The sequence below is a fragment of the Bradyrhizobium sp. genome, from assembly GCF_049581145.1.
In the GTDB taxonomy this organism is placed as follows: Bacteria; Pseudomonadota; Alphaproteobacteria; order Rhizobiales; family Xanthobacteraceae; genus Bradyrhizobium.
The window spans coordinates 1-14040 of record NZ_JBAURI010000449.1 but is presented as its reverse complement, the minus strand read 5'-3'; the positions used below and the strand labels follow the sequence as shown (position 1 = coordinate 14040).

General features: G+C 64.4%; 14 protein-coding genes. 9 read left to right on the top strand and 5 right to left on the bottom strand.

The features are described from left to right. Nucleotides 1–51 precede the first annotated feature (51 nt). The 4 genes from WCB02_RS14560 to WCB02_RS14545 all read left to right on the top strand — a co-directional run bounded on the left by WCB02_RS14560 (nt 52) and on the right by WCB02_RS14545 (nt 4563). Nucleotides 52–1581, top strand: a complete 1530-nt coding sequence (locus WCB02_RS14560) for a glycerol-3-phosphate dehydrogenase (protein WP_423958920.1) — start codon at nt 52–54, stop codon at nt 1579–1581. 134 nt (nt 1582–1715) lie between these two features. Beyond that, nucleotides 1716–2816, top strand: a complete 1101-nt coding sequence (locus tag WCB02_RS14555) for an ABC transporter ATP-binding protein (protein WP_423958919.1) — start codon at nt 1716–1718, stop codon at nt 2814–2816. After that, on the top strand, nt 2813–3724 hold the full coding sequence (locus tag WCB02_RS14550; RefSeq protein WP_423958918.1) for an ABC transporter permease: 912 nt from the start codon (nt 2813–2815) through the stop codon (nt 3722–3724). The genes WCB02_RS14555 and WCB02_RS14550 overlap by 4 nt, the downstream gene beginning before the upstream one ends. Beyond that, entirely contained in the window at nt 3724–4563 is an 840-nt protein-coding gene (locus tag WCB02_RS14545) for an ABC transporter permease (RefSeq protein WP_423958917.1), read from the top strand. Before WCB02_RS14550 ends, WCB02_RS14545 begins: the two co-directional genes overlap by 1 nt. A 98-nt stretch (nt 4564–4661) precedes the next feature. Here the strand turns inward: WCB02_RS14545 and WCB02_RS14540 are convergent, their stop codons facing one another. The 5 genes from WCB02_RS14540 to WCB02_RS14520 form a co-directional block, all read right to left on the bottom strand. Continuing rightward, complete coding sequence (locus WCB02_RS14540) at nt 4662–5513, bottom strand: carbohydrate ABC transporter permease (RefSeq protein ID WP_423958916.1); 852 nt, start codon at nt 5511–5513, stop codon at nt 4662–4664. After that, nucleotides 5510–6379, bottom strand: a complete 870-nt coding sequence (locus WCB02_RS14535) for a carbohydrate ABC transporter permease (RefSeq protein WP_423958915.1) — start codon at nt 6377–6379, stop codon at nt 5510–5512. Before WCB02_RS14535 ends, WCB02_RS14540 begins: the two co-directional genes overlap by 4 nt. A 20-nt stretch (nt 6380–6399) precedes the next feature. Further along, complete coding sequence (locus WCB02_RS14530) at nt 6400–7764, bottom strand: ABC transporter substrate-binding protein (RefSeq protein WP_423958921.1); 1365 nt, start codon at nt 7762–7764, stop codon at nt 6400–6402. Between the two features lie 190 nt (nt 7765–7954). Next, nucleotides 7955–8797: a hypothetical protein gene (locus tag WCB02_RS14525; protein ID WP_423958914.1), complete on the bottom strand. Its 843-nt coding sequence runs from the start codon at nt 8795–8797 to the stop codon at nt 7955–7957. Nucleotides 8798–8906: 109 nt separating this feature from the next. Then, nucleotides 8907–10055, bottom strand: a complete 1149-nt coding sequence (locus WCB02_RS14520; RefSeq protein ID WP_423958913.1) for an epoxide hydrolase family protein — start codon at nt 10053–10055, stop codon at nt 8907–8909. A 264-nt stretch (nt 10056–10319) separates the two neighbouring features. Between WCB02_RS14520 and WCB02_RS14515 the strand changes: the two genes are divergently transcribed. The 5 genes from WCB02_RS14515 to WCB02_RS14495 form a co-directional block, all read left to right on the top strand. Continuing rightward, nucleotides 10320–11234: an STAS domain-containing protein gene (locus WCB02_RS14515; protein WP_423958912.1), complete on the top strand. Its 915-nt coding sequence runs from the start codon at nt 10320–10322 to the stop codon at nt 11232–11234. Nucleotide 11235: 1 nt separating this feature from the next. Beyond that, a complete protein-coding gene (locus WCB02_RS14510) occupies nt 11236–11625 on the top strand; it encodes an STAS domain-containing protein (protein WP_423958911.1) in 390 nt (129 codons plus the stop codon). After that, on the top strand, nt 11612–12010 hold the full coding sequence (locus tag WCB02_RS14505) for an anti-sigma regulatory factor (protein ID WP_423958910.1): 399 nt from the start codon (nt 11612–11614) through the stop codon (nt 12008–12010). The genes WCB02_RS14510 and WCB02_RS14505 overlap by 14 nt, the downstream gene beginning before the upstream one ends. A 3-nt stretch (nt 12011–12013) precedes the next feature. Then, the gene (locus tag WCB02_RS14500; RefSeq protein ID WP_423958909.1) at nt 12014–13003 is read left to right on the top strand and encodes an ATP-binding protein; all 990 of its coding nucleotides are present in this window, start codon (nt 12014–12016) and stop codon (nt 13001–13003) included. A 27-nt stretch (nt 13004–13030) separates the two neighbouring features. Then, nucleotides 13031–14040: histidine kinase dimerization/phospho-acceptor domain-containing protein (locus tag WCB02_RS14495; protein WP_423958908.1), on the top strand; the 1010-nt coding region annotated here is incomplete at its 3' end.

Genomic DNA, 14040 nt, shown 5'->3' with positions numbered 1-14040 from the left:
GCAAGACAGGCTAGTGATGACGGACGTTGATTCTGTTCACTGGCGTTGCGTATGGCGGATTACGATCTTGCGGTCATCGGTGGCGGATTGAATGGCGTCAGCGTGGCGCGTGATGCCGCCGGGCGCGGGTTGCGTGTCATCCTGCTGGAGCAGGGCGATCTTGCCTGCGCCGCTTCACAGGCGACGCCGCGGCTGATTCATGGCGACCTCGCGGTGCTTGAGCGACGCGCGTTCCTTCGTGTGCGCGCGCAACTCGCCGAGCGCGAGATCTGGCTTCGCTGCGCGCCCCATCTGGTGCGCCCGATGCGCTTTGCGATTCCATCGCATGCGGATGAACGTCCGCCGTGGCTCTTGCGCGCGGGGCTGTGGCTCTACGACCGCCTCGGCTCGCGCAGCCGCCTGCCGGTCTCGGCGACCGTCGACGTCACCCACCATCCGCTCGGCAATGCGCTGAAGCGGCCGTTTGGCACCGCCTTCGAATATTCCGATTGCGTGGTGGATGATTCCCGCCTGGTGGTGCTCTGCGCGGTCGATGCCGCCGAGCGCGGCGCCGAGATTCGGACCTGGGCGCGCTGCGTCCGCGCCGACAGGGACAGGATCTGGCGGCTGGCGGCGATCGATCGCGGCCGTCGCCGCGTGATCACGGCAAGGGCGCTTGCCAATACGACGGGCGCCTGGACCACCATGGTCGCGGAAACCGTGCTGCGCCTGCCGTCGCCGAAACTCGCCGCGCTCCAGATGAGCCAGATCGTGGTCCGGCGATTGTTCGAGACCGACAACGTCTATGTGTTCCAGAACAGCGACCAGCGGCTGATCTTTGCCAGCCCCTATGAGCGCGATTTCACCCTGATCGGCACCGTCACGCACGCCTTCAAGGGCGACCCCGCCGCGGTCGCCATGAGCGCCGGCGATGTCGCCTATCTCTGCGACGCGGCCAACCGGTATTTTCGCGAGCCGGTCGAGCCTGTCGACGTGGTCAGGACCATCACCGGCGCCAATCTGGCTCCGCTGCGCGGCGGCGGACGGGATGGCTTGATGATGTTCGACGATCGCCGCCGCAGGGCGCCATTGATCACGATGTTCGGCGGCGATCTGACGACCGCGCGATTGCGCGCGGAACGGGCAGTCTCCCGCTTGACGCCGCACTACCCGATGTCGCCGCGCTGGACCGCCACGGCGCCGCTGCCCGGCGGCGATTTTGCCTGGGAGCAGTTCGAGGCGGAAGTCGAGGCCGCGCGCCAGCGCTGGCGCTTTCTCGCTGAGGCAGAAGCGCAGCGCCTGGTCGGGGCTTACGGCTCACGCCTTGCCGATGTGCTCGGCGAGGCCAAAAGCCGCGCCGATCTCGGACCGGCCTTCGGCGCCTGTTTGACCGGCGCTGAGGTACGCTACCTCATGACGAAGGAATTGGCGCGTTTTCCAGACGACATTCTGTGGCGCCGCTCCAAGCTGGGCCTGACCCTGGCGCCCGCGGATCGCGACGCGTTGGCGGCGTTCATGGCAGGAGGACCTGACGCCCCGCCGACAAAAGGGAGCGGGGAAACCGGCACTGCGACAGTTGAGCCCGGGCCGATCCGCCGCTAGCTTGCCCCGACCATTGGGCCGGCGGGAAGATGGCAGAGGACGAAGCGAGCATCGAGGCGGCTGCGGAGCCGATAAAATCCGAACCGACATTTGCCCAGCCGGTCAAGTCCGCGCCGTTGCCCGTTTTGGCAGACATGCCATTGTTGCGCATCGAGGCGGTGGTGAAGAGCTTCGGCAGCTTTCGCGCCGTGGACAAGCTCTCACTCGAGATCCGCGCCGGCGAGTTCTTCGCCCTGCTCGGCCCGAGCGGTTGCGGCAAGACCACGCTGCTGCGGATGCTGGCCGGCTTCGAGAGCCCCGACGAGGGCCGCATCCTGCTGTCTGGCCAGGATATCGCGCCTGTGCTGCCGCATCAGCGGCCGGTCAACATGATGTTCCAGAACTATGCGCTGTTTCCGCATCTCTCGGTGCGCGCCAACATCGCCTTCGGCCTGAAGCGCGCTCGCATGGCGCGCGCCGACATCGACAGCCGCGTGGCCGAGATGGTTGCCCTGGTCAAGCTCGAGGGGCTGGAGAAGCGCAAGCCCGATCAGCTCTCGGGGGGCCAGAGGCAGCGCGTGGCGCTGGCGCGCGCGCTGGCCCGTCGCCCCCAGCTTCTGCTGCTCGACGAGCCGTTGGCGGCGCTCGACAAGAAGCTGCGCGAGAGCACTCAGCAGGAGTTGATGGAGCTGCAGCGGCGGCTCGGCACGACCTTCATTATCGTCACCCATGACCAGGAGGAGGCGATGACGATGGCAAGCCGGATCGGCGTGATGGATGCCGGGCGGCTCGACCAGGTCGGGACCCCGCGCCAGCTCTACGAGTCGCCGCGCTCGCGCTGGATCGCCGAGTTCATCGGCGACGTCAACCTGTTCGACGGCCAGGTGCAATCGCGCGAGCATGGCCGCATCCTGGTTGCGACGCGCGAGGCGGGAACCATCGCCATTGCCGAGCCGCGCGATCCCCTCACCAAGACAACGGTCGCGGTCGCGATCCGCCCCGAGAAGGTCAAGCTGTCGCGGCGCGGTCCCGCCGCCGACGCATCGGACGCGCATTCGCTGAACCGGCTCGAAGGGGTCATTGCCGATGTGAGTTATCTCGGCGGCATCACCACTTTCAAGGTGAAGCTCGATTCTGGCCCAGTGTTGCGCGCGTCGATGGCCAATACCGCGCGGCTGGATGTCGATGCCTACGGCCTCAGCCAGCGCGTGGTCGCCTGGTTCACCCCCGACGACTGCATGGTGCTGGAGCAATGAGCGGGCGCCGCATCTTTGCGCGGCCGGGGCGGCTTGCGGCGATCGCGCCCTATGTCTGGATGGTGCTGTTCTTCCTTGTGCCATTCGGTTTCGTGCTCAAGATCAGCCTGTCACAGACGGCGATCGCGCAGCCGCCCTATACACCGGTGTTCGACCTGACCGCCGGCTGGGCGGCGCTGACTGCGGCCTTCGCGGCGCTTTCGGTCGATAATTTCAGGCTGTTGGTGTCCGACGACCTCTATGTCCTGTCCTACCTGCGCAGCCTGATCGTCGCTGTGATCTCGACCGCGATTCTGCTCGGCATAGGCTATCCCATCGCCTATGGCATGGCCCGATTGCCGCGACGCTGGCAGGCGATAGCGATGCTGCTCGTCATCGTGCCGTTCTGGACCTCGTTCCTGATCCGCATCTATGCCTGGATCAACATCCTGCAGCACGATGGCCTGCTCAATCAGATCCTGCTGGCGCTGCACCTGGTCTTGTCGCCCGTGGTCTGGCTCTCGACCGACAGCGCGATGTATCTCGGCATCGTCTACTCCTACCTGCCGTTCATGATCCTGCCGCTCTATGCCACGCTCGCCAGGATGGACCGGGCGCTGGAGGAGGCCGCGGGCGATCTCGGCGCCTCGCCGCTCGAGGTGTTCTGGCTGGTGACCTTTCCGCTGTCGCTGCCTGGCGTCGGCGCCGGCGTGCTGCTCTGCTTCATTCCGATCGTCGGCGAGTTCGTAATTCCCGATCTGCTCGCCGGCTCCAATTCGCTGATGATCGGCCAGACGCTGTGGCTGGAGTTTTTCACCAACAGGGACTGGCCGGTGGCGTCCGCCAGCGCCGTCGTATTGCTGGTGCTGCTGCTCGCGCCGCTGCTGCTGTACGACCGGCTGCAGCGCCGGCAGTTGGAGGCGCGGTGATGGCGGCCAAGCCCACCGGCAAGATGAGGTGCAGGCTGACAAGCCTGTCCCGCTTCAACATCGCCTCGCTGGCGCTCGGCTTTGCGTTTCTGTACCTGCCGATCGTGATCCTGGTGATCTATTCGTTCAACGCCTCGCGGCTGGTCACGGTGTGGGGCGGCTGGTCGCTGCGCTGGTACGCCGAGTTCTTCGGCGACAGCGCCATGATCGACGCGGCCTGGATGAGTCTCAGGGTCGGGGCGACGTCGGCGACGATCGCAACCCTGCTCGGCACGCTCGCCGCGGTCGCGCTGTCCCGCGGCGAAAGGTTTCGCGGCCGCATGCTGTTTTCCGGAATGCTCTACGCGCCGCTGGTGATGCCCGAAGTGATCACCGGGCTGTCGCTGTTGCTGCTGTTCGTCGCCCTGAACGCCGAGCGCGGCTTCTGGACCGTGACCATCGCGCACACCACGCTGACCATGTGCTTCGTCGCCGTGGTGGTGCAGTCGCGGCTTGCCGCGCTCGACCGCAGCCTGGAAGAAGCCGCGATGGATCTCGGCTGCGATCCGTTGCGCGCCTTTGCCGCGGTGACGCTGCCGCTGATCATCCCGGCGGTCGCCGCCGGCTGGATGCTGGCGTTCACGCTGTCGCTCGACGATCTCGTGATCGCGAGTTTCACCACCGGTCCGGGCTCCTCCACCTTGCCGATCCGGATCTATTCCGAGGTTCGGCTCGGCGTGAAGCCCGAGATCAACGCCATCTGCACCTTGGTGATCGGCCTGATCGCGATCGTGATCATCGTAGCGTCCGCCGCCTCGAAACTGTCGGGCGCGCGCGGCGAGAGTGCGGCGCCCTTGTAGGACCGTCATTACGGGATGGTGCGCCAGCACCGGGTCCGGAATCTCCAGATTCCGGGTTCAATGCTTCACATCGCCCCGGAATGACGGTTCTTGGATCATCAAGACTTCACCGCCCCTGCGGTCAGCCCACCGACCATGTAGCGCCTGAAGACGTAGTAGATCGCGGCCGGCGGCAGGGCGTAGATGAAGCCCGTTGTCATCAGAAGCTCCCACGGCGAATCATCGGCGGCGAGGAAATTGCCGAGCGCGACCGGCAGAGTGATGTCCTGATCGTTCGAGAGCAGCAGGAAGGCGTAGAGATATTCGTTCCAGGCCAGCAGCACGGCATAGGTGCCGATCGCGACCAGCGACGGCATCATCAGGGGAATATAGACCAGGCGAAACAGCTGCAGCGTGGTGGCGCCGTCCATCACCGCCGCCTCGTCGAGCTCGACCGGCAGCCGGTCGGAGGCCTGCTTCAACACCCAGATCGCATAGGGCGAGGCGATCGTCACCATCGCCAGCACCAGCGACCAGCGATTGTCGAGCAGTCCATAGGTCGCCATGGTGCGGTACATCGGCACGGCCAGGAACGCCGCCGGGATGAAATAGGTGAACAGCGCGAGGTTCATCACGACGCGACCGCCGGGCGCCCGTAACCGCGAGATCGAGAACGCCGCCGCGGTCGCGATCAACAGCGTCAGCGCGCCGACGGCGGCCGCGATCAGTGCCGAATTGCCGAACTGTACCCAGAAATCCCTGAGGAAATAGTGCTGCTGGCGAAACACGATCTCGAAATTGTGCAGGGTCGGATGATCCGGCCACAGTTTTCCGGAGAACGCATCTTGCTTCGGCGAGATCGCGAACACGAACATGTGGTAGATCGGCACCATGGTCCAGATGAAGACGGGGATGCCGATCAGCAGCAGCCGCGCTTCGGTGCCGACCTCGCGGAGGGAAGGGAGCCTCATCGCGACAACCGTTTCATCATGAAGTACATCAGCGGCAGCACCAGCGGTATCGCGCAGACGATCGAGGCCATCGCCAGATTGAGCTGGTCGAGCCGGAGATAGCGGATGCCGAGCGTCGCCAGCACGTGGGTGAGATCGGCCGGTCCGCCACCGGTCAACAGATAGACGCTGTTGAAGTCGCCGAGCGTCCAGATCATCGACAGCAGCGTACAGGTGACATAGAGGGTCTGCATCGAGGGCCAGGTGATGAAGCGGAATTTCTGCCACCAGCTGGCGCCGTCGACATCGGCCGCCTCGAACAGATCCTGTGCGATGGCGAGCCGTCCGGTGATCAGGATCAAGGTCCAGAACGGCAGCGATTTCCAGATGTGCACGCCGATCGCCATCGAGAGCGCGATCGTGGGATCGTTCAGCCAGTTCGGTCCGTCATCGCCGGTGAGCTTGAAGATCAATTGGTTGATCACGCCCCATTCCGGATTGAGCATGAAGCGCACCGACAGGATGGTCGGGATCGACGGCACCGCCCAGGGCAGGATGAACAGCACCGACAGCCATTTGATCCAGGCGCGCTGCTCGACGAAGAAGCCGGACAGGAACAGCGCGATCAGCATTTTGATGTTGATGCCGATCACCAGGAAGATCAGCGTGTTGATGGCGGCGCGCGCGAAGATCGGATCATGATAGAGCGCGACATAATTCGACGGCGCGCGCGCGAGCCACAGTCCGTAGCCGACGGGATAGACCACGAAGGCCAGGAATACGAGCAGATACGGCACCAGCAGCACGATGCCCCAGACCTGCGGCGGCGACAGCCGCGCCGACAGCGGCGCTGCGGGCAGATCGGAGACTGTCAGCGTGATCGCCATCTTCGCTACCCCCTACAAGGTCACCCCGCGACTTCCTTGATCCGCGCGATCAACTCGTCGACGGCCTTGTCGACCGGGACCTTCTCGCTGACCACGCGGTTCATCGCCTTGGCCCAGACATTCTCGTTGTTGAGAATCGTGAACTTGTAGTTCTTGGTGAAGTCGAAGGGCTGCGTACCGCCCATGAACTGGTTGTAGACCGCCCTGCGATGGCGGTCGGCCTGCCAGAAGGGGCTGTTCTGGCCGGCGATCTCCGCCGGGAACCAGCGGCCGAGCGCGCCCTCGACATAGGGGCCGAGATTGTCCTCCTGCAGCAGGAACGAGATGAACTGCTTGGCCTCTTCCTTGTGCTTGGCTGCCGTGAAGATCACGCCGGTCTTGACGTCGGAGCGGTATCTGATCGGTGTGCCGTCCGGCTTGTTGGGAAAGGAGGCGGTGATGATGTCCTCCTCATAGGCCTTCTTGCCGGCGGCGCGCTGTTCCGGAGTCAGCGCCGGGTTGGTGGAATCCTCGAACCATTTCGCCGCGATCGAGATGGTGAAGTTATGGGTCATCACGATCGTCTTGTTGTGGAAGGCGACGTTGTTGTCGGGGTCCTTCCAGGTGGTCGAGGACGGCGGCGTGCAGCCCCTGAGATATGTATCGGTATAATCCTTCAGCGCGTGGATCAGTCCGTCGCGCACCTTGGGATCGTCGACCAGGAGCTTGCCGTCGTCGTCGACCAGCTTGACGTTGTAGGCGTCCATGAAGGTGTAGAACGACTGGAACGAGTCGGTGGACTCCACGCCCATCGGCTGGCCGATGCCGTAGATGCGCTGGCCGGTCGCCTTGCGAATCGCGGGCTGCACCTTGTCGCACCAGAACGACCAGTAGTCCTCCCATTTGGTCGGGATATCCGCTGCCTTGAAGCCCGCCTTCTGCAAGAGGTCGCCCCAGATCTGGACGTGCATGCTCTGCTGCTTCAGCGGAAAGCCGTAATAGGCCTTCTTCTTGGTCTGGCCGTTATAGAGGTAGGCGGTCTCCAGCGTGTTCGGCGCGAACTTCGATTTGATCGGGACCAGGATGTCCGAGAGATCCTCGAGCTTGCCTTCGTACGCCCATTTGCCGGCCGCCTGCACGTCGTAAGTGTCGGAATAGGCGACATCGGGAACGGTGCCGGCATCGAGCGCCGCCACCGTTTTGGGGATCATGTCCTGGATGGCGTATTGCGACAGCTCGACCTTGATGCCGGTCTTGGCCTCGAACTTCTTGACGACATCGAGCAGCGCGTCGTCCTCGGACTTGTAGAAACCCTTGCCCCACCAGACCGTGATCGTGTCCTGCGCCATGACCGGTGCCGCGCACAGCAGCACGATCGCGCCGACCGCGATGGCGAGCCCGCCCATTCCCCTGGATCTCACGTCGTTCTCCCTGCTTCAGGCCGGTTATTTTACCGGCTGTCTCGAAGACTAGCGCAGGGCCGGGGCGCGATCTAGCGGCATCTTCTCATACCGACGGCCACGGCTCAGGACGTATCATGGCCGTGATTGGCGCAATTCCAAGCTGCGTGGAGAGCCGAGAAGTCTTCGTCGGCTGCTACCATCGCTCGTCCTGATAGACAGACCTGCGCCACTGGTTCATGGACAGGAGACGCTGCTCACGATGACCGTCGGGAAATTCGATCGTTCGCAAGATCATCATCACGCCTTTCGGATGCGATGACTTGTGCTCCTGCTCCGCTTTGGGCTCTTGCTCCGCTGGCTCTCGCTCCGCAATTCGCTTCCTCTTGTTGCTGGCGTCAAGGTTGACGCCGCCATGGTCCGCATGCTCCTTGCCCGACCGCGCGGCATCGGAAGTGGTGAAGCCGGTCTCGGCCCTGGCATCTGCATTTGCACCGGCGGACGCGGTCGCAGGCGGATCGTTCGGTTTGGGCGTTGGAGTGAGCGCGGGAGCGGCCGCCGTTTGAGCCTGTTTTGCCGCCGGCGTGGACGCAGGCGCAGACTGAGCCGTAGCCGGCCCAGGCGTGGTCCCGTTGTCGCGGTTCTGCGAGAGGATGGGCTGACACGCCATCGGAAACACAAGCTTGCCTCGCTCGGTGATGCCGATCGGCATGCAGCCGCCGCGGGGAACGTCTCCGGGCGCTTTCGCGGGGGTTTCCTCCGCAGTCCTGCTCGCGCCGGCATCGCCGCGCGTCTCCGCTGCGGCCTGTCCGGTCGGTTCCGGCGGCACAACGCCAGGACGTGGTTCTGCGTCCCGGCTGTCCGGATCGGGATCAGCCTCGGCCCTCTCGGCCGCGACCTTGCTCTTGGCATAAGCATTTTCGCGTGCAACCCGCTCATGGTTGACGACGGGTTGCGGTTCGGCGAGCCATTGCAGGCCCTCGTAACCGGCGCCGATCAGGACCACGAGCGCGACTATATAGGCAAACAGTGCGGGCATGAGACACCACGAACCCCCGGAGCCCCCGCGAGATAAAAGGGCGATCGGACCTTTGTTCCGTTGCCATCACGGAGTTTCGAAGCCGCGCCGCTGCCTCGCCATAGCCGTCTCAAGGTTGGCGAAGCGGTCGGAAGAATTCCTGAATGTCGGCGGCGAGCGCGGCCGGCTGTTCCATGGCGGCGAAATGGCCGCCCGCCTTCATCTCGGTCCAGCGTTGAATGTTGGTGTAGGTCTTTTCCGCGATCGAGCGGGGCGGCACGATGATCTCCTTTGGAAATGCGGCATAGCCGGTCGGCACCCCGACCGGATGCTCCGGCGAGATCGGCAGGCCGGCATGCAACCGGCCATAATACGGCCAGAACGATGAGCCGATCGCTGCGGTGAACCAGTACAATGCGATATTGGCCAGCAAACGATCACGTCCGATGGCGCTTTCCGGCACGCCGTCATTGTCGGACCATGTTCGAAACTTTTCCACGATCCACGCGGCAAGACCTGCGGGCGAGTCGGTGAGCGCGAAGGCGAGTGTCTGCGGCTTGGTGCCCTGGATTTGCTGATATCCGGTTTCCTCCTTGAGCCAGTGCGCGATCTGCGCATTGTATCGGGCTTCGCCTGTCGTGTTCGTCGTGCCCTTCTCGCGTGGCGCAAAGAGCAGATTAAGGTGAATGCCGCAGACCGACGATGGATATTTCTGTCCAATCAGCGACGCGATCCCGGCACCCCAGTCGCCGCCCTGGGCTGCGAATATCGGATATCCGAGAATGTCGGTCATCAGATCGTGCAGGCAGGCCGCGATGTCCTGAAGAATGAACCGCTTCTGTCCGGGCTCGAAGGACAAGCCGTATCCGGGCAGCGAGGGCGCGACCACGGTAAAGGCGTCCTTCGGATCGCCGCCAAACCGGCCGGGGTCGGTTAGCCTCGGAACGATGTCCAGCATCTCAAACACCGAGCCCGGCCAGCCGTGCATCAGCAGGAGCGGATACGGGTTCGGGCCCTGACCTGGAACGTGCAGAAAATGCAGGTCGATGTCGTGCAAGGCCACCTTGAACTGCGGGAATTCATTCAAGGCGGCTTCCTGGGCGCGCCAATCGAAACGGTCTCTCCAGTAGGCGACCAGCTCACGCATGTAGTCGACGCTGGCGCCGTACGCCCAGGGCTCGCCGGGGGCGGCGTCCGGGAAACGGGTGAGGCCGAGGCGGGTTTTCAGATCGGCGACCGCCGCGTCGGGAATCCTGAGTGCAAATGCCTGGGGTGCCATCGCGAATGATTCCTCTCCTTATTTTGCGCCTTCGCTCTTCGAACATGGCGGACGCGTCGCCGCCCATCCTCGACGAACCATGCGCTTTCTTCGCAGCCTTTTTAGCCGCCGGCGCGACAACGCCATGGAACCATTCCTGGCTTCGCCCGTCATCATCACCCGGTTTACCGTGCTCCGCGACAATTCGCGGTGCCGGCCGAAGCGCAATTGCCACCCGTAAAAACACCGGCTAGACAGCAATTTGCCTCTTGTTTGGAGTTTTGGATGGCTACGAACGAAACTGGAACGGTCGCTGCGCTGGTCGGGGCCAACGAAGCGGCGATCTTGTCCGAATGGCTGTCCTTGCAAAAGAAAACCGGCGTGCTCGACACTGGGCGCATCAGCGAGGCCGAGTTGAAGGCGCAATCGGAAAATTTCCTGCGCGTGCTGCGCGAGGCGCTGGCGCAGGGAACGGCGGCCCAGGCCATAAGCGGGGTCAATTCCCCGGCCTATGGGCCGGTCAAGACCCTGCTGGAAGAGCTGTCGCGGTCGCGTGCCATGCAGGGCTTTTCCCCGAGCGAGACGGCAACCTTCGTATTCTCGCTGAAACAGCCGCTGTTCAACATCCTGAGCGGCGATTCTTCGCTTTCGCCAAAGCAAATCGTCGACCTGACCTGGACGGTGACGCTCATCATCGACGAACTCGGGCTCTACACGCTGGAAGTCTACCACAGGAGCCGCGAGGAGGTGATCCGTCTGCAGCAGCGCGAGATCGCCGAACTGTCGACGCCGGTGGTCAAGCTGTGGGACGGCATCCTGGCGCTGCCTTTGATCGGGACCATCGACAGCCAGCGCACCCAGGTGGTGATGGAAAATCTGCTGCAGACCATCGTCGAGAGCGAGGCCGAGATCGCCATCATCGACATCACGGGCGTGCCGACTGTCGATACGCTGACCGCGCAGCACCTGCTCAAGACGGTGGCGGCGGCGCGGCTGATGGGCGCCGACTGCCTGATCAGCGGCATCCGGCCGCAGATCGCGCAGACCATGGTGCATCTCGGCGTCGAGCTCAACGTGGTCTCCAAGGCGACGCTGGCGGACGCCTTCCAGGTCGCGCTGCAGCGCACCGGCCGCACGGTCGCCAAGGTCAGAAAGCCTGGCGCCGGGTCGCCCAGGGGCGCCGGCGCCCAGGACAGCTGACATGGACCGCATTCCGATCCTGAAATTCGGCAGCGCGCTGCTGGTGACCATCCAGGTGGACATGCACGACCGGCTGGCCACCGCGCTCGAGGAAGATCTCACCAGCAAGATCGTGGCATACGGCGCCAAGGGCGTCCTGATCGATATTTCGGCGCTCGAGATCGTCGACAGCTTCATCGGCCGCATGCTCGACAACATCGCGGCCGTGTCGCGCATCCTCGATGCCGACACCGTGGTCGTCGGCATGCGTCCGGCTGTGGCGATCACGCTCGTGGAGCTCGGCCTGTCCCTGACAGGCGTCAAGACGGCCCTCAATGTCGAGCGTGGCATGGAGCTGATCAAGGCGCGCCTCGTGCAGACGGAGGACGCGGACGACGATGGCGAGGAGTGAACGCCTCGATATTCGTTCCTCGGATGATGTGGTCCGCGCGCGGCAGTTGACCCGCACCCTGGCGACGGAAGCGGGGTTGAGCCTGGTCGATCAGACCAAGATCATTACTGCGGCCAGCGAGCTCGCCCGCAACACGCTGGATTATGGCGGCGGTGGCAGCGTCATGGTCGAGCTGATCGAGCAGATGGGTCGCCGCGGCGTGCGGCTGACCTTCGAGGACAAGGGTCCCGGCATCGCCGATGTCGAGGCGGCGCTGAAGGACGGCTTTACCACCGGCAAGGGGATGGGCTTGGGGCTCGGCGGCGCGAAACGCCTGTCGAACGAATTTTCGATCGCTTCTAAGCCGGGCGGAGGCACCAAAGTCGTCATCGCGCGTTGGAAGTGAACCATGATTGCCGTGCCCGTCCAGGATCAAACTCAGGTGGCGGAGGCGCGGCGCAGGGCGGTGGCCGTGGCGGAGCGGCACGGATTTGCAGCTGCGGAGAGCGGGCGCGTGGCGCTGGTGGCGACCGAGCTGTCGACCAATCTGCTGAAGCATGGGCGTGGCGGCGAACTCCTGATCGGCGCCTTCGAGGAGCATGGCACGAGCGGTATCGAATTGATTGCGCTGGATAAAGGACCAGGCATGGTGAATGTCGAGGCCTGCCTCGAGGACGGCTATTCGAGCGCCGGCACAGCGGGGAAGGGGCTCGGGGCCGTCATCCGGCAATCGCAGCTCACCGATATCGCCTCCTGGCCCGGCCTTGGTACCGCCATTCTGGTCCGGCTCGAGGCCGGCGGACAGTCCGGCCGGCAGGATCGGCCATTCGCGAGGGTCGGCGCGATCGCGGTGCCGATGCGCGGCGAGGAGGTCTGCGGCGATTCCTGGAGTGTCGCCTATCCGCCAAGCGGCCCGACGCTGCTGGTGGCTGACGGGCTTGGGCACGGGCCGCAGGCCGCGGAGGCGTCCGTCGAGGCGGTGCGGCTGTTTCATCGTTTTCAGGGCCATCAGGTGCCGACCCTGCTTGACTATGTCCATGGCGGGCTCCGCGCCACGCGGGGCGCCGCGGTCTCGATCGCCCGGCTGGACAGCGCCGCCGGCAAGGTCGTTTTTGCTGGCATCGGCAATGTCGCCGGTGTCATCATCGCGGGCGGCGAGATGCGCCGCATGGTGTCGATGCCCGGCACCGCCGGACATGTTGCGCGAAAAATCCAGTCGTTCGATTATCCCTTCAAATCCGGCCTGGTCATCCTGCATTCGGATGGCCTGCTGTCGAGCTGGACGCTCGAGCGATATCCGAACATTACGGCGCGGCATCCGACATTGATTGCCGCGGTGCTCTATCGGGATCTGGCGCGCGGACGCGACGATGTCAGCGTGCTGGTCGCCAAATGGTAATGATGTGGTGATTACGTGAGTGATCGCATGACAGGCGCCAAACCGTGGCCGATCGTCACGGTGCCGATCGAAAACGAAGGGGACGTCGTCGCGGTGCGGCAGCGGGCGCGGCGGCTTGCCGAACTGTTGGGTTTCGAGCGGCAGGACCAGACCCGGATCGCGACCGCCGTGTCCGAACTGGCGCGCAACGCGTTCGGCTATGCCGGCGGGGGCCGGGCCGAGTTCATCATCGACAACAGCGCGGTACCGCAGATCTTCAAGGTCCGCATCTCGGACCGGGGCAACGGCATTGCCGAGCTGCAGGAAATCCTGGACGGCCGCTATCGCTCGACCAGTGGCATGGGGCTCGGCCTGACCGGCGCCCGCCGGCTGATGAACCATTTCAAGATCGATAGCGTGGTGGGCAAGGGGACCACGGTCGAGGTCGGCCAGGACCTTCCGCTGCGCCCCGGGCCGGTGACGCGCGCCAAGCTTGCCGAGATCGGCGACACCTTGAAGAAGGAAAGCTCTGCCGATCCGCTGGCGGCGCTGCGCGAGCAGAATCGCGAATTGATGCAGAGCCTGGACGAGATCCGCCGCCGCACCGAGGAAAGCACCGCGCTCAACCAGGAGCTCGGCGACACCAATCGCGGCGTGGTCGCGCTCTATGCCGAGCTCGACGAGCGCGCCGAGCAGTTGCGCAAGGCGAGCGAATTGAAGACCCGGTTTCTGTCCCACATGAGCCATGAATTCCGGACCCCGTTGAATTCGGTGCTGGCGCTGTCGCGGCTGCTGCTCGACCGCATCGATGGCCAATTGACCGTCGAGCAGGAGCGGCAGGTCAGCTATATCCGCCGCTCGGCGGAGGGGTTGCTCGAGCTCGTCAACGACATGCTTGATCTTGCCAAGGTCGAGGCCGGAAAGATCGACATCAAGACCGTGGCGTTCGCCGTCAGCGACCTGTTCGGCGGCCTGCGCGGCGCGCTGAAGCCGCTGCTGACGCGGCCGTCGGTCGACCTGATCTTCGACAATCCGGTCGACGTGCCGGAGCTTTACAC

Bases quoted from the DNA above. Each gene is read 5' to 3' on its own strand.
- WCB02_RS14520 (WP_423958913.1), bottom strand. From the start codon at position 10,055: ATGGCACCCCAGGCATTTGCACTCAGGATTCCCGACGCGGCGGTCGCC.
- WCB02_RS14530 (WP_423958921.1), bottom strand. From the start codon at position 7,764: ATGGGCGGGCTCGCCATCGCGGTCGGCGCGATCGTGCTGCTGTGCGCG.
- WCB02_RS14550 (WP_423958918.1), top strand. From the start codon at position 2,813: ATGAGCGGGCGCCGCATCTTTGCGCGGCCGGGGCGGCTTGCGGCGATC.
- WCB02_RS14525 (WP_423958914.1), bottom strand. From the start codon at position 8,797: ATGCCCGCACTGTTTGCCTATATAGTCGCGCTCGTGGTCCTGATCGGC.
- WCB02_RS14500 (WP_423958909.1), top strand. From the start codon at position 12,014: ATGATTGCCGTGCCCGTCCAGGATCAAACTCAGGTGGCGGAGGCGCGG.
- WCB02_RS14545 (WP_423958917.1), top strand. From the start codon at position 3,724: ATGGCGGCCAAGCCCACCGGCAAGATGAGGTGCAGGCTGACAAGCCTG.
- WCB02_RS14515 (WP_423958912.1), top strand. From the start codon at position 10,320: ATGGCTACGAACGAAACTGGAACGGTCGCTGCGCTGGTCGGGGCCAAC.
- WCB02_RS14510 (WP_423958911.1), top strand. From the start codon at position 11,236: ATGGACCGCATTCCGATCCTGAAATTCGGCAGCGCGCTGCTGGTGACC.
- WCB02_RS14560 (WP_423958920.1), top strand. From the start codon at position 52: ATGGCGGATTACGATCTTGCGGTCATCGGTGGCGGATTGAATGGCGTC.
- WCB02_RS14540 (WP_423958916.1), bottom strand. From the start codon at position 5,513: ATGAGGCTCCCTTCCCTCCGCGAGGTCGGCACCGAAGCGCGGCTGCTG.
- WCB02_RS14555 (WP_423958919.1), top strand. From the start codon at position 1,716: ATGCCATTGTTGCGCATCGAGGCGGTGGTGAAGAGCTTCGGCAGCTTT.
- WCB02_RS14535 (WP_423958915.1), bottom strand. From the start codon at position 6,379: ATGGCGATCACGCTGACAGTCTCCGATCTGCCCGCAGCGCCGCTGTCG.
- WCB02_RS14505 (WP_423958910.1), top strand. From the start codon at position 11,612: ATGGCGAGGAGTGAACGCCTCGATATTCGTTCCTCGGATGATGTGGTC.